The organism is Aestuariivirga sp. (genome assembly GCF_020252395.1).
Lineage (GTDB): Bacteria > Pseudomonadota > Alphaproteobacteria > Rhizobiales > Aestuariivirgaceae > Aestuariivirga.
Genome location: NZ_JADCDB010000038.1, coordinates 26,425 through 48,467 on the forward strand (window position 1 = coordinate 26,425; position 22,043 = coordinate 48,467).

Annotated in this window: 17 protein-coding genes and 1 pseudogene; 7 read left to right on the top strand and 11 right to left on the bottom strand. The window is 63.0% G+C overall.

Annotation, left to right across the window (positions count from 1 at the left end):
- Nucleotides 1-2: 2 nt before the first annotated feature.
- Nucleotides 3-1,313 (bottom strand): lipoprotein-releasing ABC transporter permease subunit, encoded by a 1,311-nt coding sequence (locus IOC82_RS15945; RefSeq protein WP_290547189.1) that lies wholly within the window; start codon nucleotides 1,311-1,313, stop codon nucleotides 3-5.
- Complete coding sequence (gene proS / locus IOC82_RS15950) at nucleotides 1,313-2,638, bottom strand: proline--tRNA ligase (protein WP_290547190.1); 1,326 nt, start codon at nucleotides 2,636-2,638, stop codon at nucleotides 1,313-1,315. The genes IOC82_RS15945 and proS overlap by 1 nt, the downstream gene beginning before the upstream one ends.
- Before the next feature lie 539 nt (nucleotides 2,639-3,177).
- Here proS and IOC82_RS15955 point away from each other — a divergent pair.
- Nucleotides 3,178-3,684, top strand: a pseudogene (locus IOC82_RS15955) (transposase); the annotation flags it as partial.
- 410 nt (nucleotides 3,685-4,094) lie between these two features.
- On the top strand, nucleotides 4,095-7,061 hold the full coding sequence (locus tag IOC82_RS15960; RefSeq protein ID WP_290547191.1) for an NAD(P)-dependent oxidoreductase: 2,967 nt from the start codon (nucleotides 4,095-4,097) through the stop codon (nucleotides 7,059-7,061).
- Here the strand turns inward: IOC82_RS15960 and IOC82_RS15965 are convergent.
- From IOC82_RS15965 to IOC82_RS16005, 9 genes are all read right to left on the bottom strand, one after another.
- A complete protein-coding gene (locus IOC82_RS15965) occupies nucleotides 7,052-8,218 on the bottom strand; it encodes a M20 aminoacylase family protein (protein WP_290547192.1) in 1,167 nt (388 codons plus the stop codon). The genes IOC82_RS15960 and IOC82_RS15965 overlap by 10 nt on opposite strands.
- Nucleotides 8,215-8,904: an ABC transporter permease gene (locus IOC82_RS15970; protein WP_290547193.1), complete on the bottom strand. Its 690-nt coding sequence runs from the start codon at nucleotides 8,902-8,904 to the stop codon at nucleotides 8,215-8,217. The genes IOC82_RS15965 and IOC82_RS15970 overlap by 4 nt, the downstream gene beginning before the upstream one ends.
- 9 nt (nucleotides 8,905-8,913) lie before the next feature.
- A complete protein-coding gene (locus tag IOC82_RS15975; protein ID WP_290547254.1) occupies nucleotides 8,914-9,621 on the bottom strand; it encodes an ABC transporter permease subunit in 708 nt (235 codons plus the stop codon).
- A gap of 52 nt (nucleotides 9,622-9,673) precedes the next feature.
- Nucleotides 9,674-10,468: a transporter substrate-binding domain-containing protein gene (locus IOC82_RS15980; protein WP_290547194.1), complete on the bottom strand. Its 795-nt coding sequence runs from the start codon at nucleotides 10,466-10,468 to the stop codon at nucleotides 9,674-9,676.
- Between the two features lie 38 nt (nucleotides 10,469-10,506).
- Nucleotides 10,507-11,304: an ABC transporter ATP-binding protein gene (locus IOC82_RS15985; protein ID WP_290547195.1), complete on the bottom strand. Its 798-nt coding sequence runs from the start codon at nucleotides 11,302-11,304 to the stop codon at nucleotides 10,507-10,509.
- 129 nt (nucleotides 11,305-11,433) lie between these two features.
- Entirely contained in the window at nucleotides 11,434-13,854 is a 2,421-nt protein-coding gene (gene clpA, locus IOC82_RS15990) for an ATP-dependent Clp protease ATP-binding subunit ClpA (protein ID WP_290547196.1), read from the bottom strand.
- Between the two features lie 4 nt (nucleotides 13,855-13,858).
- Nucleotides 13,859-14,182, bottom strand: a complete 324-nt coding sequence (gene clpS, locus IOC82_RS15995) for an ATP-dependent Clp protease adapter ClpS (RefSeq protein ID WP_290547197.1) — start codon at nucleotides 14,180-14,182, stop codon at nucleotides 13,859-13,861.
- A 227-nt stretch (nucleotides 14,183-14,409) separates the two neighbouring features.
- On the bottom strand, nucleotides 14,410-15,225 hold the full coding sequence (locus IOC82_RS16000) for an alpha/beta hydrolase (RefSeq protein WP_290547198.1): 816 nt from the start codon (nucleotides 15,223-15,225) through the stop codon (nucleotides 14,410-14,412).
- Nucleotides 15,226-15,240: 15 nt separating this feature from the next.
- Nucleotides 15,241-16,569 (bottom strand): 8-oxoguanine deaminase, encoded by a 1,329-nt coding sequence (locus IOC82_RS16005; RefSeq protein ID WP_290547199.1) that lies wholly within the window; start codon nucleotides 16,567-16,569, stop codon nucleotides 15,241-15,243.
- A 126-nt stretch (nucleotides 16,570-16,695) separates the two neighbouring features.
- On the opposite strand from IOC82_RS16005, the gene IOC82_RS16010 reads away from it, so the two are divergent.
- From IOC82_RS16010 to IOC82_RS16030, 5 genes are all read left to right on the top strand, one after another.
- Entirely contained in the window at nucleotides 16,696-17,841 is a 1,146-nt protein-coding gene (locus IOC82_RS16010; protein ID WP_290547255.1) for an ABC transporter substrate-binding protein, read from the top strand.
- Nucleotides 17,842-17,906: 65 nt separating this feature from the next.
- Nucleotides 17,907-18,917 (top strand): ABC transporter ATP-binding protein, encoded by a 1,011-nt coding sequence (locus tag IOC82_RS16015; RefSeq protein ID WP_290547200.1) that lies wholly within the window; start codon nucleotides 17,907-17,909, stop codon nucleotides 18,915-18,917.
- A complete protein-coding gene (locus IOC82_RS16020; protein WP_290547201.1) occupies nucleotides 18,914-19,840 on the top strand; it encodes an ABC transporter permease in 927 nt (308 codons plus the stop codon). The genes IOC82_RS16015 and IOC82_RS16020 overlap by 4 nt, the downstream gene beginning before the upstream one ends.
- Nucleotides 19,830-20,642 carry an ABC transporter permease gene (locus tag IOC82_RS16025; protein ID WP_290547202.1) on the top strand — a complete coding sequence of 271 codons (813 nt, stop codon included), beginning with the start codon at nucleotides 19,830-19,832 and terminating at the stop codon, nucleotides 20,640-20,642. Before IOC82_RS16020 ends, IOC82_RS16025 begins: the two co-directional genes overlap by 11 nt.
- A gap of 203 nt (nucleotides 20,643-20,845) precedes the next feature.
- The gene (locus IOC82_RS16030) at nucleotides 20,846-21,988 is read left to right on the top strand and encodes a hypothetical protein (RefSeq protein WP_290547203.1); all 1,143 of its coding nucleotides are present in this window, start codon (nucleotides 20,846-20,848) and stop codon (nucleotides 21,986-21,988) included.
- Nucleotides 21,989-22,043: the final 55 nt, after the last annotated feature.

Genomic DNA, 22,043 nt, shown 5'->3' on the forward strand with positions numbered 1-22,043 from the left:
ACTCATTCGTAACGCAGCGCCTCGACCGGATCGAGCTTGGCGGCCCGCCAGGAGGGGTAAAGCGTTGCCGCAAAGGAGAGCGCGAGCGACATCGCGACGATCAGCACCGTCTGGTAGCTGTCCATGCGGGCCGGAAGCTGAGCAAGGTAATAGAGCTCGGGGTTGAAGGGATCGACACCCGAGACCCATGAGATGAACTGGCGGATGCGCTCGGTGTTGAGGCAGATCAGCAGGCCGACGATGAAGCCGCCGAGCGTGCCAGCCGTGCCGATGGCCGCACCGGTCAGGAAGAACACGCGCTGGATCGTGCCGCGCGTCGCGCCCATGGTGCGCAGAATGGCGATGTCGTGGCCCTTGTCCTTCACCAGCATGATGAGACCGGAGATGATGTTGAGCGCCGCCACCAGGATGATCATGGTGAGCACGAGGAACATAACGTTGCGTTCGACCGCCAGCGCGTTGAAAAAGGTGGAGTTGCGCTCCTGCCAGGTGGACACCGCCATGCCGTCGCCGGCAGCCGTCATCAGCGGCATGGCGTACCGGTCAACATTGTCCGGGTCGTCGACCATCACTTCGATCTGGTTCACGCCATTGCCGGTGACGAAATAGTCCTGCGCTTCGGAGAGCGGCATGTAGATGACGTTCTCGTCATAATCCGACATGCCGACTTTGAAGATCGCGACGACCGGATAGTCGCGGATGCGCGGGGCGTTGCCGATGACGGTGTCCGGCCCATCGGGCGAGATGATGGTGATGCGGGAGCCCAACCCCAGCTGATGGCGCCAGGCCATGCGCTCGCCGATGGCCACACCGCCGGCCGTGTCGAAGCCTTTGAACGACGGCGTCTCGTCCGGCACAAGGTCCTTGTTGAAGGCGGTGCGCAGGTCCTTGTTGTTGAGGCTGGGCAGCTTCTGGATGTCAGCCTCGGAAATGCCGCGCACCAGCGCGCCGGTGTTGTTTTGAAGGCTCGATGCCATGGCCTGGCCTTCCACCAACGGCACGGCGCGGGTGACGCCCGGCGCCTTGGCGAGCTTGCCCGCGAGATCCTGGTAATCGTCAATGGGCGACGCATCCGCATGATAGACGCTTATGTGGCCCTGGAAGCCGAGGATCTTGTCCAGCAGTTCGGCGCGGAAGCCGTTGAGCACCGCCATGACGACGATCAGCGTGGCCACGCCCAGCAGGATGCCGAGGAAGGAGAAGAGCGAGATGACGGAGATGAAGCCCTCCCGGCGGCGCGCCCTTAGGTAACGCCCGGCGAGCATCCATTCGAAGGGCGCGAAGGGCTTGGTGTCGGGAAGGCTCGTGTCCATCAGCGCGCGAAGCGGCCCACCAACTGGTCGAGCGCCGCATTCTCGCGCTCGCCGGTGCGGCGGTTCTTCACTTCGGCGATGCCGTCCTTCAAGCCGCGTGGACCGACGATGACCTGCCAGGGCAGACCGATCAGGTCCATGGCGCCGAACTTGGCGCCGGCGCGCTCGTCACGGTCGTCATAGAGCACGTCGACGCCCTTGCACTCGAGCGCGTGATAGAGCCGCTCGCAGGCCGCGTCCGTGCCGGCATCGCCGGCCTTGAGGTTGATAAGGCCGACCTTGAAGGGAGCGACGGGCTCCGGCCAGATGATGCCGGCTTCGTCGTGGCTGGCTTCGATGATGCCGCCCACGAGGCGGGAGACGCCGATGCCATAGGAGCCCGACTGCACGGGCACCATCTTGCCATCCGGCCCCTGCACCTCGGCACCCAGCGGCTCCGAATACTTGGTGCCAAAGAAGAAGATGTGGCCCACTTCGATGCCCCTGCCCGTCACGCGGCGGTCGGCGGGCACGCGCTTCTCGTAGTCGGCTTGGTCATGCATCTCGGAGGTGGCGGCGTATTTCGAGGTGAAGTCGTCCACCACCTTAGCCACGGCTTCGACATCGTCATAGTCGATCTCGAAGGCCTGCCAGTCCATGTCATGGAAGGCGCGGTCGAAGAAGACTTCCGACTCGCCGGTGTCGGCGAGGATCAGGAATTCATGGCTGTCCTTGCCGCCGATGGGGCCAGTCTCGGCGCGCATCGGCACGGCCTTGAGGCCCATGCGGGCGAAGGTCTTGAGGTAGGACACGAACATCTTGTTGTAGGAATGCTGGCCGGCCTCGCGCGTCAAGTCGAAGGAATATGCGTCCTTCATCAGGAACTCGCGGCCGCGCATGACGCCGAAGCGCGGGCGCACCTCGTCGCGGAACTTCCACTGGATGTGATAGAGGTTGCGCGGCAGGTCCTTATAGGACTGGACACCTTGGGCGAAGATATCGGTGATCATCTCCTCGTTGGTGGGGCCGAACAGCATGTCGCGGTCATGCCGGTCCTTGATGCGCAGCATTTCCTTGCCATATGCTTCATAACGGCCGGACTTGCGCCAGAGTCCGGCCGGCTGGATCGTGGGCATAAGCACCTCGATGGCGCCGGCCCGGTTCTGCTCCTCGCGCACGATCTGCTCGATCTTGCGCAGCACCCGAAGCCCAAGCGGTAGCCATGAATAGCTGCCCGCCGCCTCCTGGCGGATCATGCCGCAGCGCAGCATGAGCTTGTGGGAAACGATTTCCGCTTCCTTGGGATCGTCGCGCAAGATGGGCAAGAAATACTGGGAAAGGCGCATGAGAATCCTGCTTCGGAGGAGTTTACGGCTGTTTTACGGGAAACGCCCCGGAACTCAAGCCAAGGACGTGTGAATCCGGGGAGAAGCCTGAGTTGAAGCGGGCTTCAGTCAACAATCTAAGATTACAAAACCGCTTCGCCTTGCATTTGTAATGAATTGTGGCGGGCGTGTGACATTTTTAACGTGACAAGCTCAGGTGTTGTGATAGCTTTTTTCAATAAGAAAGCGGATCACCGTGTACATTTAAAGGTGACCCAAGTCTGGGGAGGCAAGGTTCCGGGCGCTTCTGTTGTGGCTGCCCCGCCGGTTCGGTCACCGGCCGAAAAGGAACTACATGGTAGACGAAAAAGGCGAGACTTCGGTCTCGCCTTTTTCATTACGGATATTCGAGAAGGCAGTGTCCCGGGACGTGGTGTATGGGGCCGCGCGCGGAGCCCCGGCGTAGCGCAGCGCGCAGCCGTGGGTGAGGCTGGTGGCCACCGCCGGTCTTTCGGAGCAGGTTCGGGTTGGAAGACCTGTAACCTGGAACGGAGACGACGATGACCGGCGACAGAATGACCCTTATGGAGCTTGTCGAAAAGCAGGCGGATGGCGGCCTGGTGCGCGAGATGATCGGCTTTGCCGGCGAGCGGCTGATGGAGCTGGAGGTGGGTGCGCTCACCGGGGCGGCCCACGGCGAGAAGAGCCCGCTGCGGCTGGCCCAGCGTAACGGCTACCGCGAGAGGGACTGGGAGACGCGCGCCGGGACGGTGGAACTGCGCATCCCGAAGCTCAGGAAGGGCAGCTACTTCCCGGGCTTTCTCGAACCCCGGCGCATGGCCGAGAAGGCGCTCACCGCCGTCATCCAGGAAGCCTATGTGCAGGGGATATCGACCCGCTCGGTCGACGATCTGGTGAAAGCCATGGGGATGAGCGGCATCTCCAAGAGCCAGGTATCGCGGCTGCGCGAGGAGATCGACGGCAAGGTGAAGGCCTTCCTCAAACGGCCTATCGAGGGTGATTGGCCCTATCTCTGGATCGATGCCACCTACCTGAAGGTCAGCGAAGCGAAACCATCAACCTGATGAACGATGATCCACTCGTCAGCCTGCCAGCCGTGGCCAGCTGATCATCCCGGCCCAAGCCGGTAAAGCTCGGCGATCAATGCCATCAGCTACACCACGGAAAGGGACATGATCAAGCTCACAAGCTCAAGGTGGTTGACGGCGGTGGACTGTGTACCAATACGACGCAGACGACGGCAAGCGGACTGCCGCGGCGCAAGCCTGCCGAACATGACGCTTTTGGGCAACTCACACGAGCCGGAACTCGACTAGAGCATCGTGCGAGCAAGTGGAATCGCTTGCGAAGCGAAAGATGCTCCAGAATCAAAAGCTGGCGCAACTTTACGTCCTCAAGTGCGAATGCACTTGAGGGCCCGTTGCGCTAGCGTGCACAGAACAAGGGATTTGGGCACATGTCGGCAGACGATCAACTGAGGACGGCGCGGGACGAGTCACTGAAGGCAACGGCCGGCGGGCCCCCGCCCCGCACGCAGAACCCCTTCTTCGGGGTTGGCCCCATCACCGACATGGCCCGGGATGAAGCCGACAGCCGCATGCTGCGCTTCGCTTTCGAGCATTGGCTGGAGCAGACCTACCGCAAGCTCGACGATACCGGCCGCGACACCGGCCCCTTCACCGCCGCCGAGATCGGCCGATCCATGCATCGCGGCTATCCGGCCGACAAATTCTTGCTCGACATGATGCGGGAGATCCACCGCTATTTCGAGTTCCCCAAATCGAACCGCCTGGCGGTGGGCCTGGGTGGCGGGCATTCGGGCTTCACCGTGTGCGCCCTGCACGTCCTGACTGTCAACGACCCCGCCCAGCATGTCTATGTCGATACCCCTGCCCCCGAGTCAGAACTTGCCAAGGCGTCGGGCTTTTTCCGCCAGAGCTGGGGGGCTCAGATCGTCGAGATGATGCGCTATGCCCGCAACGGCGACGAGGCGCGGCTCCACTTCGCCAGGGCGGAGGGCGCCATCCCCTCGTCCGACATGCTGGAACGCTTAGGGGTCAAGGTGTTTTTCGGCGTCGGTCACGAGACCACGGGCGCCACGACCTATTCCCGCTCCGACATCGAAAACCTCATTGACTGGATCGACCGCAACCCGGCCGAACACCACGCCGTCCTCGATGCCACCTCAATGCTGGGCGCCATGCCCTGGGGCGAGGCGCTGGTGGCGCAGGTGATGTCCAAGTGCTGCCTGTTCATGCCCTTTCAGAAGGCCATCGGCGGCGTCTCCGGATACTTCCTCGTCTCCTTCACGCCCCATGCCCTGGCGCTGGTCGAGGAAAACCAGAAGAAACCGTCCTGGGCCATTCCGCGCCAGCTGAAGCTCGCTGCACCCGTCGACCCGAAGATGCCGCTCACGGGCGAGCGCAAGGTCAACCTCGGGCCGTTCTACGACCCGCAGGAGAACAGGATGGTGGGAGGTGTGATCAACACCTTCTCCACCATTGCCTTCGCCGAGACCACTTTCGGTCTGCTGCGCGTCGAGAAGATGATCGGGCCGGTGAAAGAGATGAACCGCCGCTCGGAGCTGAACCGCGCCGCCCTCAATGAATGGATGAGCAATTCGGACCTGTTCCAGCTGGGCGTGACCAGCGCGGAGCACCGGGGGGCTGCCGTCACCCTCATCAAGGTGACGGACGGCCAGATCACCGATCCGGCGCTCCACGCCCGTATTGTTGCGCACTCGAAGCAGCTGCTCGCCTATGACGGCATCACCCATCCGAACGGTGTGCATGAAGAGGGCCTGGATGTTGCTCGCTACATCAACGCCTTCCCCGGAACACCCGGCGACTATCGCGCCTGGATCGGCGGCATCCGCCCGGTGGAGGACATCCCCGCCCTTCTCGACAGCATCAAATACGCCTATCACCGCGCCCGCATCGTGGTGATGGAGGAAGAGCTGGCCAAACATGGTGTCACCTTCCCCGGTCCCGATCAGGCTGAAGGCCGTGTTCGCAAGGACGATCCGAAGCGCGCCTACAAGGTGCTGATCTGCGACCATGTGGGGCTCAAGTTCGGCAAGGATGGCAAGCCAGACCACTCGGCGGTGAAGGCCCATGTGGCGGCGCAGGGCAGCACCTTCCACGATGCTCCGTACAAGGAGGGCATGAAGCTTTCCCCCGGCATCCACTTTTTCTACCAGCCGCAGTTGTCGAAGCCGGACGAGATCCGCCAGCTGACCGGCAAAGGCCAGTATGACGCGGTGATCGCCGCAGCCACCTTCCTGCCGAAAGAAGCGCAGTTCAGCGAGGGCGGCGTGCGCATCGGGGCTGGCACCGGCAACATGGGTTCTGCCTCATGGGGCGGCGGCAATGGCGAAGGCGGCGTGGCGCCGCTGATGAACACGCCGTCTTTCAACAGCCGCGCCACGGCGCAGATGGGCTTCAAGGCCCTGCTGAAAGTCCTGCCCGACCTGCCGGTGGATGAGATGCACACGCTCACCGCGGCAGGCCAGTTCGACACCGGGCGCGACCTCGCAAAGTTCCCCACCGAGAAGATCGAGGGCAAGCGCATCGGCATCATCGGCTATGGCAACATCGGCCGCGAGATGGCGAAGCTCGCGCAGGCCTTCGGCATGGTGGTGGCCGTCCACGCGCGGCCCCGCCACAAGGAGTGGATCGAGTCCGAAGGCTTCATTTTCGCGGCAACACCGGAAGACGCGGCAAAGGGGGCGGACGTTGTCTCGGTGCACACTGGCCTCGGGCCCCTGAACGCCGCCACCGGTAAATTCGCCAATGCCAATGTGGTGAACTCCTCCGTGCTGGCTCAACTCAACGATGGCGCCATCGTGCTCAACTATGACCGTGGGGAATGCGTCGATGCTGCTGCCCTCGATGCCGCAATGGCATCCGGCAAGGTGCGCCATGCGGCGATCGATGCCGACCTCTTCGTTAATGAAGAAACCGGCGCCACGACCGGGCCGATGGTTCCCTACCTGCCGCTGGCGCGGAAATATCCGGGCCGCGTCGAACTGCTGCCGCATGCGGCGGCTGACACTGAGCACGTGTCGCGAGTCGAGGGCGCCAAGCAGGCGGTGGACCAGATCATTTCCGCCATCCGCTTCAGGGAAGTTGTGAACCTCAAGGGCGACCTGCCGGATGGTTATACACTGGGCGGCTCCAGGACGGTGGCGGGGGTCGGCAAGTGCAATGGCCAGACGATTGCGCAGGCAGTCGAAACCGGTGATGCCATGGTGGCGCGGAACGAGGCGGAAGCAATGGCGGCGATCTGGGCAGCGCTGACGACAGCTTCGACCGGGGACGCCCTCCAGATGCTGGTCGCGCGCCACGGCGCGGCCCTGGTGAAGAGCTTCAACAGCTATTCCGCGCGGATGCGGAAGCTGGGCCTCGAAGGGCCTTATGCCTGAGGCAGCGCCTTCTCGACGAGCCGCGCCCAGAAGGCGGGGCCTTTCACCAGAAGCGCGTCGTTGAAATCATAGCCGGGATCGTGAAGCATCGGCCCCGGCCCTGCACCCAGGCCGAAGTAGCAGGAGGGCACCACTTCCTGCATGGCGGAGAAATCCTCAGAGAACATGAAGGGCCCGCGCATGTCGACCTTGGCAGGGTCCTGCCCCATCTCCAGCGCCACCGCGCGCACCAGTGCGGCCTCTTCCGCGGTATTGAAGCCCGCCGGATAGCTCCAGCTGTCGAGGCCGATCTGCACATCCGCGGCGCAGCCATAGGACTTGGCATGCGCCATCGCGAGGTCCTTGATGCGCGTGAGGATGAGGTCGCGCACCGGCTTGGTCACCGTCCGCACGCCGACAAGCAGCCGCACCTCTTCCGGAATGACCGTCGCCATCGAGCCGCCGTTGATGGCGCCGACGGTGATCACCGCCGGGTCATGTGGGTCGAGGTTGCGGGACACCACAGTCTGCAGCGCCAGCACGATGCTGGAGGCGGCGACGACAGGGTCAACCGACTTGTGCGGCAGCGCGCCATGACCGCCCACGCCGTGCACCACGATGGTGAAGACATCGCAGGAGGCGGTGATGGGGCCCGGCCGCACCATGATCTGGCCCTCCGCCTCGCCCGGCAGATTGTGAAGCGCGAAAACGCGATCGCAGGGAAAGCGGGTGAAGAGCCCGTCCTCGATCATGCGGAAGGCGCCGCCCTCGTCTTCCTCCGACGGCTGGAAGATCAGCCGCACCGTGCCGTCGAAATTGCGGTGTTCGGCGAGATAACGCGCAAGTCCAAGCAGCATGGTGGTGTGGCCGTCATGGCCGCAGGCATGCATCTTGCCCGGGTATTTCGAGGCATATGGCAGATTGGTCTGCTCCTGGATCGGCAGCGCATCCATGTCGGCGCGGATGCCGATGGCGCGCTTCGATGCGCCATTCGTCAGCGACGCAACCACGCCGGTCTTGGCGATGCCCGTCGCCACCTCGAAGCCGAGGCGGCGGCACTCGCCCGCCACGATCTTCGCGGTGCGCTCTTCCTGGAACAGCATTTCCGGGTGGGCGTGCAGGTCATGCCGGACGGCGGTCAATTCCGGCAGGTGATTTCTGAGAATGTCCTCGATCATCGGCGGCTGGGCACCTGACCCTCGATGCGGGAAAACATCTGTGTGACGATCAGCGTGAGGACCATGTAAAGCGCTGCCGCCAGCAGCAATGGCTCGTAAGTGAGGTACGTGTTCTGCCGCACGCGCAGAATGACGCCGAAAATGTCCAGAACGGTGACGGTCGCCGCGAGCGGAGTCGCCTTGAGCATCAAAACCGTCTCGCCGGCAAGGGTTGGAAGGACATTGCGGAAGGCGCGCGGAAGCCAGATCCTCCGCAATACCTGCCACGGCGACATGCCAAAGGCCCTGGCCGATTCCAACTCGCCCCTCGGAACCGACAGGAAGGCGCCGCGCATGATCTCGCCGGCATAGCCCCCTTCATTCAGGGAGAAGGCGAGCACCGCGTAAAAGTACCCCTCCCGCAGGATGGGCCAGAACACGCTCTGCCGGATTTCGGGATATGATGCAAATACCGACCCGAGGCCGAAGTAGAGCAACCAGAGCTGCACCAGGAGCGGCGTCCCGCGCATCACCGTGCAGTAGCCTCGCGCGATGGCGCCAAGCCAGCGGGGGCCTGTTATCTGAACCAGGCCAACCGGCACCGCGATGATCAGGCCAAAGACCATCGAAAGCGCCAGAAGCTGGATCGTCAGCCACATGCCCTGAAGCAGGAGGGGAAAGTACTCGGGAAACCAGCTCCAGTTCATCTGTGCACCTCAAGCCAATCTCGTTTGGCCGCGCCGGTAATGGCGCTCCAAGAGGGAGATCAGGTAGCCCGAGACCAGCGTGATGGTCAGATAGATCAGCGCCGTGGTAAGATAGAACAGCATGTATTTTTTGGTGAACGCCGCGGCGGATGCGGTGATGGACAGAAGCTCGACATTCCCGACCACGGCGACGAGCGCCGTGTCCTTGATCACGATCAGCCAGAGGTTCGAGAGGCCGGGAATGGCGTTCGGCAGCATTGCCGGTCCAATGATGCGCCGGAAGATGAGCAGCCGGCCCATGCCAAAGGCGCGGCCGGCCTCGATCAGACCGGGAGGAACGGCGAGGATTGCGGCGCGAAAGACCTCCGTGTGGTAAGCGCCCTGCACCACCCCGAGCACCACAATGGCGGCCAGCGTTGCGTTTACCTCAACCGGGCCGGCGCCAAAGAACCCGAGCAGCGTGTTGAACCCGCGCGTGCCTGCGAAGTAGAGGATCAGGATGAGCACCAGCTCCGGCACCGACCGGACGATGGAGGTGTACAACACGCCGATCCCCCGCGATATGGGTCCGCCGTAGAGTTTGGCCGCCGCGCCGAGCAAGCCCAAGGCAACACCCAGAAGATAGGCGCAGGCTGCGATCAGAAGCGTGTATTGCGTGCCGCGGAGAAGCTCATCTCCAAAGCCCTTCTCGCCAAAACTCAGGATTTCAGGGAACATTCCGCCCACCAGATCGGCGGCGGCCGCCACGGAGGGCGGCCGCCGCCGGTCATCAGCCCCTGGGGGGAAGCGTCATAAGACCATCAAGGCCATATTTCTTCGTCAACTCTTCGAAGTAACCCTTAGCTGCGAGGGACTTGATCGCCGCGTTGATCTTGTCGCGCAGGGCTGTGTCTTCCTTTCTGAGGCCAACACCCACTCCGTACCCCAATACTTCCTTGTCGTCCGGCACGGCGCCCTTCAGCTCGCAGCAGGCCTTGCCCTCATCCGACATCAGGTAGTCGCGCAACGCCACGCCGTCCGCCATCAGATAGTCGACACGGCCCGCGGCGAGATCGGCATTCGCCTCGTCCTGCTTCTGATAGGCCTTCGAAACCGCACCCTTCGGCACGTAGTACTTGTCGATGTAGTTTTGGTGGATCGTCGCTCCCTGAACGCCGATCGTCTTGCCGGACAGATGTTCGGGCGAGAAGTCCATGTCGCCGTTCTTGGCGCCGATGATGACCGCGGCGGAATTGTAGTACATGTCGGAGAAGTCGATGACTTCCTTGCGCTTGTCGGTGATCGACATCGATCCGAGGATACCGTCCATCTTCTTTTCGAGCAGCGCGGGAATGATGCCGTCCCACGCGATCGCGATCATCGTGCATTTCTCGTTCATTTCGGCGCAGAGGGCGTTCATGAACTCATATTCCCAGCCCTCCCATTCGCCGGCGGCGTTCCTTGAGGTGAACGGCGGGTAGGCTGAAGTGTCGGTTGCGAAGACGAGGTCCGCCCTGGCGGACGTTGCCCCGATCGTCAACGCGGCGGCGGCAGCGACGAGTAGTCTCCTGAAGTTCATTTCCATGCTCCCTGTTATGTGGATTTATTCCGTCTCCGGACATCTCAATGGCTTCCGGAAACGAACTGGCGGCACCGGTCGCTCGCTGGCGAACCGAAGACCTGCGCGGGCGGCCCCTGCTCCTCAATCACACCCTTGTAGAGATAGATCACGTGGCTGGAGACGCTGCGGGCAAATTTCATTTCATGGGTGACGAGGATCATGGTGCGGCCTTCATCGGCGAGGTCGCGGATGACCTTAAGCACCTCGCCCACCAGTTCCGGATCGAGCGCCGAGGTGGGCTCGTCGAAGAGCATGACCTTCGGCTCCATGCACAGCGCGCGCGCAATCGCGGCGCGCTGCTGCTGGCCACCCGACAGGAAGGCCGGATACTGGTCCCGCTTGTCGAAGAGGCCTACCTTGTGCAGCAGCTTCTCGGCCCGATCGATGGCTTCGGCCTTCGGCACGCCCAGCACATGCACGGGCGCCTCGATCACGTTCTGCAGCACCGTCATGTGCTGCCACAGGTTGAAGCTCTGGAACACCATGCCGAGCCTGGTGCGGATGCGCTCGAGCTGTCTGCGGTCCGAGGGATGCAGGTCGCCGTCCTTGTGGCGGGCGAGCGAGACTTTTTCGCCTGTGACCTCGATTTCACCTTGGGTCGGCATTTCGAGAAAGTTGATGCAGCGGAGGAAAGTGGACTTTCCTGAACCAGACGCCCCGATCATCGAAACGACGGAGCCTTCGCGCGCCGTGAGCGACACGCCCTTCAAGACCTCAAGTTCACCGAATTTCTTGTGAAGGTCCGTAACCTGCACCGCCACCGTACGGTCAACAATGACCTTCGTTGCAGCGTTTTCCACGCCTTGACTCCCCGTGGGGACCGCCGGGTCCCTTGTTATTCGATGTCGTACCATAACAAGAAAACCGGCGACTGCAATTAGACAGTAAGCCGGTTTTCCATCATTTCCCCGTCGCTTCGACGGACACTCTCACTCTGACTTGGCCTTCGGCTTGCGCTTTGCCGTCTTCTTCTCGGCCTTGCCGTCACCTTCATCGTCAGTTTCCGTAGAGGCACGCGGCAGGGCCTTGCGCTCCGGCAGGCCAGGCAGCGCCTTCTCCTCGTCACGGCTCAGATACGCGAAGTGCAGCGCATCGCCCTTCAGCAGAATGCGCACCGTGCCGCCCTTCGACAGCTTGCCAAACAGTACCTCTTCCGCCAGCGGCTTCTTGACGTGCTCCTGAATGACCCGGGCGAGCGGCCGCGCACCCATCTGCTGGTCGTAGCCCTTGTTCGCCAGCCAGCCGGCCGCCTCGGAAGAAAGCTCGATGTTGATCTGCCGCTCAGCCAGCTGAGCCTCAAGCTGCAGCACGAACTTCTCCACCACCATGCGCACAACGGACGGCGGCAGGTGGCCGAAGGGGATGACTGCGTCAAGCCGGTTGCGGAACTCCGGCGTGAACAACCGCTGAATGGCCTCCATATCGTCACCCTGGCGGACGCTATTGCCGAAACCTATGGCCTCCCGCGCCATGTCCTGGGCGCCGGCATTGGTGGTCATGATCAGGATCACGTTGCGGAAGTCGACGGACTTGCCGTTGTGGTCGGTCAGCTTGCCGTGGTCCATCACCTGCAGGAGGATGTTGAACAGGTCCGGATGCGCCTTCTCGATCTCGTCGAGCAGCAGCACCGAATAGGGATGCTGGTCGATGCCGTCAGTCAGCAACCCGCCCTGGTCGAAGCCGACATAGCCGGGAGGGGCGCCGATCAGGCGCGAGACCGAGTGACGCTCCATGTATTCCGACATGTCGAAGCGCAGCATGTTGACGCCCATCACTTCGGCCAGCCGCTTGGCGACTTCGGTCTTGCCAACGCCCGTGGGGCCGGAGAAAAGGTAGCAGCCGATGGGCTTCTCAGGCTCGCGCAGGCCGGCACGCGCAAGTTTGATCGAGGCGGCGAGCGCCTCGATCGCCTTGTCCTGGCCGAACACCATGCGCTTCAATTCAGTGTCGAGATTCTTCAGAACCGTGGCGTCGTCCTTCGATACGGTCTTGGCAGGGATGCGGGCCATGGTGGCGATGGTCGCCTCGATCTCCGGCACGCCGATAACCTTGAGGCGCTTGTCCTCGGTGACCAGCATCTGCGAGGCGCCGGTCTCGTCGATCACGTCGATCGCCTTGTCCGGCAGCTTCCGGTCGGCCATGTAGCGGGCCGAAAGCTGCACCGCGGTTTCGATGGCATCATCGGTGTAACGGACCTTGTGGAACTCCTCGTAATAGGGTTTGAGACCTTTCAGGATTTCGATCGCATCCGGGATTGACGGCTCGTTCACGTCGATCTTCTGGAAGCGCCGGACCAGCGCCCTATCCTTCTCGAAATGCTGGCGGTATTCCTTGTAGGTGGTGGAACCGATGCAGCGGAGCGCGCCATTTGCCAATGCCGGCTTGAGCAGGTTCGAGGCATCCATGGAGCCGCCCGACGTGGCGCCAGCACCGATCACCGTGTGAATCTCGTCGATGAACATAATGGCGCCGGGGCGGGACTCGATTTCCTTCACCACCGCCTTCAGCCGCTCCTCGAAGTCGCCGCGGTAGCGGGTGCCGGCCAGCAGCGCGCCCATGTCGAGCTGGTAGACGGTGCAGTTCAGCAGCACCTCCGGTACGTCGCCATTGATGATCTTCCGGGCGAGGCCTTCGGCGATCGCCGTCTTGCCGACGCCGGGATCGCCCACAAACAGCGGGTTGTTCTTCTGGCGGCGGCACAGGATCTGGATGGTGCGCCGGACCTCCGCCTCGCGGCCGATCAGCGGGTCGATCTTGCCCTCGCCCGCCTTCTTGTTGAGATTGATGCAGTAGGCATCGAGTGCGTCGCCCTCGCCCTTTTTCTTTGCGCCACCGTCGTCGCCGTCATTGCTGCCGGCGCCCTGCTGATCCTGGTCGACGCCGCGCACCGGCCGCGTCTCCGACAGGCCCGAACGCTTGGCGATGCCATGCGAGATGTAGTTGACCGCGTCATAGCGCGTCATGTCCTGCTCCTGCAGGAAATAGGCGGCATGGCTCTCGCGCTCGGCAAAGATGGCGACGAGCACGTTGGCGCCGGTCACCTCCTCGCGCCCCGAAGACTGAACATGGATCACCGCGCGCTGGATGACGCGCTGGAAGCCGGCGGTGGGTTTCGAATCCTCGCGCTCGGCCGAGATCATTTGGCCAAGTTCATTATCGATGTAATTTGTCAGGCTGCGGCGCAGCACGTCAAGGTCGACGTTGCAGGCCTTCATGACCGCGGCGGCGTCTTTGTCGTCGGTGAGCGACAGCAGCAGGTGTTCGAGTGTCGCATATTCGTGGCGGCGTTCATTGGCCAGTGCAAGGGCGCGGTGCAGCGCCTTTTCGAGACTGCGGGAGAATGTCGGCATTGGCCTATTCCTTTTCCATCGTGCACTGGAGGGGGTGCTGGTGGTTCCGGGCGAAATCCATAACCTGGGTCACCTTGGTCTCCGCCACCTCGAATGTGTAGACCCCGCAGACGCCGACGCCCTTCTGATGGACATGCAGCATGATGCGGGTTGCCTCGTCGCGTCCCTTGCCGAAAAACCGCTCCAGAACGTGCACGACGAATTCCATCGGCGTGTAGTCGTCGTTGAGCAACAGCACCTTGTAGAGCGAAGGTTTCTTGGTCTTCGCATCGGTCCGGGTAATCACCCCTGTCTGATTGTCGTCTTTGCGGTTGGGCTGCTTCGGCATGAGAGCGATTATATAGGTGCTTCGGCCCGAATGTGGAGGGGTTATTCGCGGCGAAATTCGGGCGTCTAGTTTTCGCCGATTACGCATGGCGGCTGGCTTTGGTTTCGCTTCAAACGGGGCTCATGGGAGAAAGGCTCCGGTTCACGCCAAAATACGCCTCACCAGGGAGCGTTCTCCGCTGACGCTTGCTCGGAAATGGTGCACCGCGGCAGATTCATCTGCAATCATCAGCTGCGGGCAAGTTCCAGCAAGCGGCGCGTCATCGGGTGGTCCGCCTGGGACAGCAAGCTGCCGACGCTGAAGTGATTCTCTCCGGCCACCTCCTCATAGCGGCAGGCAAGCCCCAGCCCCGCCCAGGCGGCGGCCAGCGACCGGGCCTGGCGGCGGAACTCGAAGCTCTCCTCCGCACCCACCCAGCTGTCGAAGAGGATGTGGCTGGGCACCGGCCAGAACAGCGGGCTCGCTGCCATCGCCTCGACGGGCGAAAGCCGCAGGTCGTCATTGTAAGGCGTCGCCATCAGCGGACGGAGGTCGAAGAGCCCGCTGACTGAAAGACAGGCCTGGATGAGGTCCGCCCGGGCGCCACGGAGCTGCCATTCGGTGGCGGCCATTGCGGCAGCGAGATGACCACCAGCGGAGTGCCCCGTCACCACCAGGCGCCGGCCGAAGCGCTGACCGAGAAACAGGCAGCACTGGCGGATCTCGTCGATGATGTCAGCCAGCGTCACCTCCGGGCACAGCGTATAGCCCGGAACGGCGACGTCAAAACCTGCGGCATTGGCCGGTCCCGCCACATGGCTGAAGGAGGACTTGTCGAAACTCCGCCAGTAACCGCCGTGGATGAAGACGATGACAGGCCCCTGCCCCTGGCCGCCGTGTGCCGGAAACAGGTCCACCCGGTTGCGCGGGCGGGCGCCATAGGCAATGTCGAGGTCTCCACCATACACAGCCCGGTAAGCCGCCGCGTCGCGTTGCCACCGGGCGATGATCTCAGGATGGTCCGGCGCCAGCGCCCGGTTGTTGTATTCGGCGGCAAGGTCCATCACCTCAGGGTCCCCTCACAGGAAGCGCTTCGCCGCAGCGCTATGCGCGGCCCGCAGCGCTTCGATATCGACGCCGACGGGCATCCCGTCAACGACGCGCCAGGCGCCCGCAACCATCACCCGGTCAGCCCTGTGGGCCCCGCAGAGCACAAGGGCCGCCAGCGGATCGCCGGCGCCCGAGAAACGCAATTCGTCGAGCTTGAACAACGCCAGGTCCGCCTGTTTGCCCACGGCAATCTCGCCGATATCGCCGCGCCCGAGGCAGCGGGCGGAACCTTGCGTCGCCCAGCGCAGCGCATCGAGATGGGTGACGGAGGCGTCATAGGTCATGCGGTTGATCATCAGCGCATGGCGCACGCCCTCCATGAGGTTGGACGAGTCGTTCGAGGCGGACCCGTCGACGCCGAGCCCCACCGGCGTGCCGGCGGCCTCGAGCTCGCGCGTGCGGCACTGGCCCGACGCGAGCACCATGTTGGACGTGGGGCAATGGCACACGCCCACCCCGTGCTGGCCAAGCCGTTTCACGTCTCCGTCGGAAAAATGGATGCCATGGGCGAGCCAGGTGCGGTCATTGAGCCAGCCCACATCCTCGAGGTAATCGAGCGGACTCATGCCGAACATCGATCTGCAAAATGCGTCCTCATCATGGGTTTCGGCCAGGTGCGTGTGGAGACGGCAATCATGCTTCTCCGCCAGAGCGCCACAGGCGCACATCAGCGACTTGGTCACACTGAAGGGTGAACATGGGGCGAGCGCGATCTGGATCATCGCGTTCTCGCCCTGCTGATGATACTTGCCAATCACCCGCTCGCAGTCGGCGAGGATCGTGTCCTCGTCCTGCACAACGGAGTCCGGCGGCAGGCCGCCATCCTTCACCGAAAGGTTCATGGCCCCACGCGTGACGGTCATCCGCATGCCCAGCCGCCGCGCTTCCTCGACCTGGATGTCCATCGCGTCATCGAGGCCATCTGGAAAGAGATAGTGATGGTCCGAGGTGGTGGTGACGCCGCACATCAGAAGCTCTGTCAGCGCCAGCCTGGTGGCCAGCCGCAGCGAGTCGGGCGTCAGCCGCGCCCACACCGGGTAGAGCGCCTTCAGCCAGTCGAACAGCTTCTTGTTGATGGCGTCCGGATGGGCGCGGGTCAGCGTCTGGTAGAAGTGGTGATGCGTGTTGACGAGGCCCGGCAACACCACGTGCTGCGATGCATCGAAAACGTCGTCAACAGGCTGCGACGGCTTCTGCCCCAGGGTCAGCAGCTCCGCAATCCGCCCGTTGCGCAGCACAATTCCCCCGGGAGCATCCGCCAGAATGGCGAGCGGAGAGGTAATCCAGACGCTGCGCATGGTTTTACCTAGAATTCTGCCGGGGTTGAACTTCGGGTCCACTTCGGGTCACAATACATGACACGGACCCGAGGGTGCTGCCAAGACGCGCACAGGGGCCCAACAGGGAGCAGACACATGACCTTTATGAAGACAGCGATCGCATCGCTTGCCGCCCTCGCCGCCGTGGCGGGCATTGCCATGGCGCAGGAGGCCAGGAAGGAAATCGGCCCGGGCGAAGGCCAGGTCGATATCGTGGCATGGCCGGGCTATATCGAGCGCGGCGAGACCGACAAGAACTACGACTGGGTGACCGCCTTCGAGAAGGAGACGGGCTGCAAGGTCAACGTCAAGACCGCGGCCACCTCGGATGAGATGGTGACCCTGATGAACCAGGGAGGCTTCGACCTCGTGACAGCCTCGGGCGACGCTTCGCTGCGCCTCGTCGCGGGCAAGAAGGTGCAGCCGATCAACATCTCGCTCATCAAGGACTGGGGCACGCTGGACGACCGCCTGAAGGAGGCGCCCTGGCACACGGTCGATGGCGTGCATTATGGCGTTCCCTATCAGTGGGGCCCCAACGTGCTGGCCTACAACACCAAGGTCTTCAAGGACGCGCCGAAGAGCTGGTCCGTGGTGTTCGAGGAGCAGACGCTGCCCGACGGCAAGTCCAACAAGGGCCGCGTCCAGGCGTTCGACGGACCGATCTATGTGGCCGACGGCGCGCTGTACCTGATGAAGACCAAGCCGGAGCTCGGCATCAAGAACCCCTATGAGCTGAACCAGGCGCAGTTCGACGCCGTCATCGCGCTGCTCAAGAACCAGCGCCAGCTCGTGGGCCGCTACTGGCACGACGCCATGGTGCAGATCGACGACTTCAAGAACGAGGGCGTGGTCGCCTCCGGCTCGTGGCCGTTCCAGGTGAACCTGCTCGAAGCGGACAAGCAGCCCATCTCGTCGACCATTCCGGCGGAAGGCGCCACCGGCTGGGCGGACACCACCATGATGCACGCCGAGGCGCCGCATCCGAACTGCGCCTATCTTTGGCTGAACCACTCGCTTAACCCCAAGCTTCAGGGCGACCTTGCCGCCTGGTTCGGCTCCGTGCCGTCGGTCCCCGCCGCCTGCAAGGGCAACGAGCTGCTGACCGATGCCGGCTGCGCCACCAATGGCTTCGAGAACTTCGACAAGATCTGGTTCTGGCGCACGCCCACCGCGAAGTGCGGCGTGGAAGGCGGCTGCGTTCCCTATTCGCAGTGGGACAAGGCCTACCGCGAAGTCATGAGTCAGTAAGGCTCGAGACAGAAAGAGCTTGACCCCGGCCTCGAGAGGCCGGGGTCTTCAATTCAGGACCCGTCATGCCAGCAGCCGTCAGTTTCCAGCACGTGTCACGCCACTTCGGCCAGGTAAAGGCCGTCGATGACGTGTCCCTCGACATTGCCCGGGGCGAGTTCTTCGCCATGCTGGGGCCGTCCGGTTCAGGCAAGACCACCTGCCTGCGCCTCATCGCCGGTTTCGAACAGCCGACGTCGGGCCATATCGAAATCTTCGGCGAGACCGCAGAGGGACTCCCGCCTTACAAGCGTAATGTCAATACCGTGTTCCAGGACTATGCGCTGTTCCCGCACATGACGGTGGGCGAGAACGTCGCCTATGGCCTGATGATCAAGGGTGTCTCGCGGCCCGAGCGCGAGGCCAAGGCGCTTGACGCGCTCGCCATGGTCAAGCTCAGGGGCTTCGAGCAGCGCCGGCCCTCGCAGCTTTCGGGCGGCCAGCGCCAGCGCGTGGCGCTCGCCCGGGCGCTTGTCAACCAGCCCAAGGTGCTGCTGCTGGACGAGCCCCTTGGCGCGCTCGATCTCAAGCTCCGCGAACAGATGCAGGAGGAGCTGAAGGCGCTGCAGAAGCAGCTCGGCATCACCTTCGTCTTCGTCACCCATGACCAGGGCGAAGCGCTCTCCATGGCCAACCGGGTGGCGATCTTCAACGACGGCCGGATCGTACAAGCGGGCTCGCCGGCAGACGTCTATGAGCGTCCGCGCTCGCGCTTCGTCGCCGATTTCGTCGGCTCCTCCAACGTGCTGCCGCCGGACTTTGCCGCTGCCCATGGCGGAACCCGTGCCTGGACCAGCCTGCGGCCGGAAAAGATTCGTATCGTAAGCCCCGATGAGGCGCTGCCCAGTGGCCAGTTTGGCATCATGGGCCGTGTCGCCTCCGTGAACTATCAGGGCGCCATGACACGCGTGGCCGTCGATGCGAACGGCACCCGCATTGCGGCAGCTCTGCCGGCGGGTCTCACGGCCATTCAGGAAGGGGAAACGGTTACACTCGCATGGAGCGCCGACAACCTCGTCGCAATGGATGCTGCATGAGCGCCGCCACCACGGACCCGCGCGGCGGGCTTTCGGATTTCTTCTACCGCCATTCGGGGCTGCTCACTCTCGCGCTGCTGCTGCCGCCGTTGTTGTGGATCGGCATCGTCTACCTCGGCTCGCTTTTCGCGCTGCTGCTGCAGAGCTTCTACTCGCTCGATGAATTCTCAGGCCTTGTCGTCCACGAGTTTACCCTCACCACCTACGGGCACCTTTTCACCGCCTCGAACCTGACGATCATCCTGCGCACGGCGGTTATGGCGGCGGTCGTCACCATGGCCAGCGCCATCCTCGCCTTCCCCATCGCCTATTACGCGGCGCGCTATGCGAAGGGCGGCTGGAAGGCGCTGTTCTACCTCGCGGTCATGATGCCGCTATGGTCAAGCTATCTCGTCAAGGTCTATGCCTGGAAGCTGATCCTCGCCAAGGAAGGGATCATCACCTGGATGGCGGAGAAGCTGCATATAGGCTGGCTGCTGGACGCGCTGCTGGCCGTGCCGGTGATCGGGGGGTCCTCCCTGTCCTTCAGCTATATCGGCACCTTCATCGTCTTCGTCTATATCTGGCTTCCCTACATGATCCTGCCGACGCAGGCCGCATTGGAGCGCGTGCCGAAGAATTTCATCGAAGCCTCGGCCGACTTGGGCGCCTCGCCGCGCCAAACCTTCCGGACGGTGATCCTCCCCCTCGCGCTGCCCGGGGTGATCGCGGGCTCGATCTTCACCTTCTCGCTGACGCTGGGCGACTACATCATTCCGCAGATTGTCGGCAATTCGCGGCCCTTCATCGGCACCGCGGTCTATGCGCTGCAGGGCACCGCGGGCGACATTCCGCTGGCCGCCGCCTTCACCGTGGTTCCGGTCGTCATCATGGGGTTCTACCTCACGATCGCCCGCCGCATGGGAGCCTTCGATGCGCTCTGAACGCGGCGCTACGCTCCCGCTCAAGGCAGCTGCCATCGGCGGCCTGCTGTTCCTGCACATTCCGCTGGCGCTGATCATCCTCTATGCCTTCACCACGGAGGAGAAGAGCTTTCAGTTCCCGCCCCCGGGGCTGACGCTGCGCTGGTTCCAGGCCGCCTGGTTCGACCGGCCGGATATCTGGGGGCCGCTCTGGCTCTCGCTGCAGGTGGCGGTGCTGGCCACGCTGATTGCGCTGGTGCTCGGCACGCTGGCCGCCGCCGCCCTGTGGCGCGCCCGTTTCTTCGGCAAGGATTCGATCTCGCTCCTCTTCATCCTGCCGATCGCGCTCCCCGGCATCATCACCGGCATCGCACTGCGCTCGGCCTTCGACATCATGTCGATCCCGTTCTCGACCTGGACCATCGTGCTGGGCCACGCCACCTTCTGCATCGTGGTGGTCTACAACAATGCGCTCGCCCGCTTCCGCCGCCTCTCGGGCAGCATGATCGAGGCCTCGATGGATCTGGGCGCAAACGGGCCGCAGACCTTCCGGCATGTGATCCTGCCGCAGATCGGCTCCGCCCTGCTGGCCGGCGGCATGCTGGCCTTCGCGCTGTCCTTCGACGAGGTGATCGTGACGACCTTCACCGCGGGCCAGCAGGCGACATTGCCGATCTGGATGCTGAACGAGCTGATCCGCCCGCGCCAGCGCCCGGTCACCAATGTGGTGGCGCTGATTGTGATTGCCGTCACTTTCCTGCCGATCCTTGCCGCCTATTACCTGACGCGCGAGGGCGAGCATACGGGTGGCTCGGGGAAGTAAGGTCATCCGGCGCGCTCGCTCCGAGGGGGCGAGACGCGAACGACACGCGTCGCGCGTAAGCACCCAAGACTTCCCGCAATCCGCGCACCGCCTTTCACATCAAGCAGGCCGCATATATTTATTTTGTCATCTGTGATGGCTGTCACAGACTCTGACCGGTCTTACGTGTATAGTGAAGTTTCCGCAAAATGGGAGGCTGACAGATGAAGTGGTTCATTTTGGGAAGTGCGGGTGTGTTGATGGCTTTGACCGCGGGCCAGGCGCTGGCGGTTGACAGGCCGACGGTGAACGTCGCTTGCTCCGCCAAGAAAAAGCTACAGGCGGCGATCGACAAAGCCAAGGCCGGCTCCGAGACGACGATCAACGTGACGGGCAACTGCGTGGAGAATTTGGAGATACCGGCCGGCAAGACGATCTACCTGGTCGGCAAGTCCGGCGCCACGATCACAGCCGCAAATGGCGCCTGGGACACTGTGAACTCGATTGGAAGAACTAATATCTATTCGATGAATATCGTCAACCCGAGCGGCACGGCGGACGTCTTGGTGTCCGTCGAGAAAGGGGGTGTGCTGGAGATTTTCGGCTCGACGCTCTCTGCGCCGCAAGCGAACTACGTCTTTGGCGTCTGGCAGGGCTCAACCGGCAGGCTCAGCAATTCGCGGCTGACGGGGGGCACTCAAGGAGGCATCAATATCTGGGAGCGCGGCCTGCTCCGGATCGAAGGCCGGCCAGACCGCATAAGCGGCCCCGATGGCGCGACAACGACCATCACCAGCAGCCGGACAGCACAGGATGGGGTGGTCAGCTGCGGCGTGGGCAGCTCCCTGTGGATCGACGTCAGGAAGAACGCGAGCACCGCTGGGCAAGTGCTGATCAAGGATAGTTACAGGGGGCTCGACCTCTCCTCCGGCTGCTCCGCCTACCTCGACAACAAGACGGGTGACGCCAACAACTTGAAGATCAGCGGCATGTCAAACCGGGGTGTTGGCGCCAATCACAGCATGCTCGTTCTGAGAACCGCCGCCATCACGGGTAACGGCGGCACAGGCATCGATGCAGTGCTGTCTAACGTCGAAATCGGTGGCGGCTCGTCCTTGTCGGGCAACAGTTCCGCCGACATCATATCCGGTCCCGGAAACACGTTCATGATTCAGGGTTGGGATGGCCCGAACGCCATTCCCGATGCATTCAATGCGGGCGATGGCGAACTGTGGTGCTGGCCCAATTCAGAGGCGAGTGCGGACAACGCAGGCAAAATCACGATTGTCAATAATGGTGTTCAAGTTCCCGCTGGCAAGACGATTGGCGATCTCGGTGTCGATGATCGCTGTACCTTCGTAGAGTGATTGCGGACTGCGGGAATACCGATCGACTTGAAGCCGGGGCTGGCACAACTCGCCT

Excerpts from the sequence above, each read along its gene's own strand:
- IOC82_RS15945 (WP_290547189.1), bottom strand. The coding sequence starts at position 1,313 with ATGGACACGAGCCTTCCCGACACCAAGCCCTTCGCGCCCTTCGAATGG.
- proS (WP_290547190.1), bottom strand. The coding sequence starts at position 2,638 with ATGCGCCTTTCCCAGTATTTCTTGCCCATCTTGCGCGACGATCCCAAG.
- IOC82_RS15960 (WP_290547191.1), top strand. The coding sequence starts at position 4,095 with ATGTCGGCAGACGATCAACTGAGGACGGCGCGGGACGAGTCACTGAAG.
- IOC82_RS15965 (WP_290547192.1), bottom strand. The coding sequence starts at position 8,218 with ATGATCGAGGACATTCTCAGAAATCACCTGCCGGAATTGACCGCCGTC.
- IOC82_RS15970 (WP_290547193.1), bottom strand. The coding sequence starts at position 8,904 with ATGAACTGGAGCTGGTTTCCCGAGTACTTTCCCCTCCTGCTTCAGGGC.
- IOC82_RS15975 (WP_290547254.1), bottom strand. The coding sequence starts at position 9,621 with ATGTTCCCTGAAATCCTGAGTTTTGGCGAGAAGGGCTTTGGAGATGAG.
- IOC82_RS15980 (WP_290547194.1), bottom strand. The coding sequence starts at position 10,468 with ATGGAAATGAACTTCAGGAGACTACTCGTCGCTGCCGCCGCCGCGTTG.
- clpA (WP_290547196.1), bottom strand. The coding sequence starts at position 13,854 with ATGCCGACATTCTCCCGCAGTCTCGAAAAGGCGCTGCACCGCGCCCTT.
- clpS (WP_290547197.1), bottom strand. The coding sequence starts at position 14,182 with ATGCCGAAGCAGCCCAACCGCAAAGACGACAATCAGACAGGGGTGATT.
- IOC82_RS16000 (WP_290547198.1), bottom strand. The coding sequence starts at position 15,225 with ATGGACCTTGCCGCCGAATACAACAACCGGGCGCTGGCGCCGGACCAT.
- IOC82_RS16005 (WP_290547199.1), bottom strand. The coding sequence starts at position 16,569 with ATGCGCAGCGTCTGGATTACCTCTCCGCTCGCCATTCTGGCGGATGCT.
- IOC82_RS16010 (WP_290547255.1), top strand. The coding sequence starts at position 16,696 with ATGAAGACAGCGATCGCATCGCTTGCCGCCCTCGCCGCCGTGGCGGGC.
- IOC82_RS16015 (WP_290547200.1), top strand. The coding sequence starts at position 17,907 with ATGCCAGCAGCCGTCAGTTTCCAGCACGTGTCACGCCACTTCGGCCAG.
- IOC82_RS16020 (WP_290547201.1), top strand. The coding sequence starts at position 18,914 with ATGAGCGCCGCCACCACGGACCCGCGCGGCGGGCTTTCGGATTTCTTC.
- IOC82_RS16025 (WP_290547202.1), top strand. The coding sequence starts at position 19,830 with ATGCGCTCTGAACGCGGCGCTACGCTCCCGCTCAAGGCAGCTGCCATC.
- IOC82_RS16030 (WP_290547203.1), top strand. The coding sequence starts at position 20,846 with ATGAAGTGGTTCATTTTGGGAAGTGCGGGTGTGTTGATGGCTTTGACC.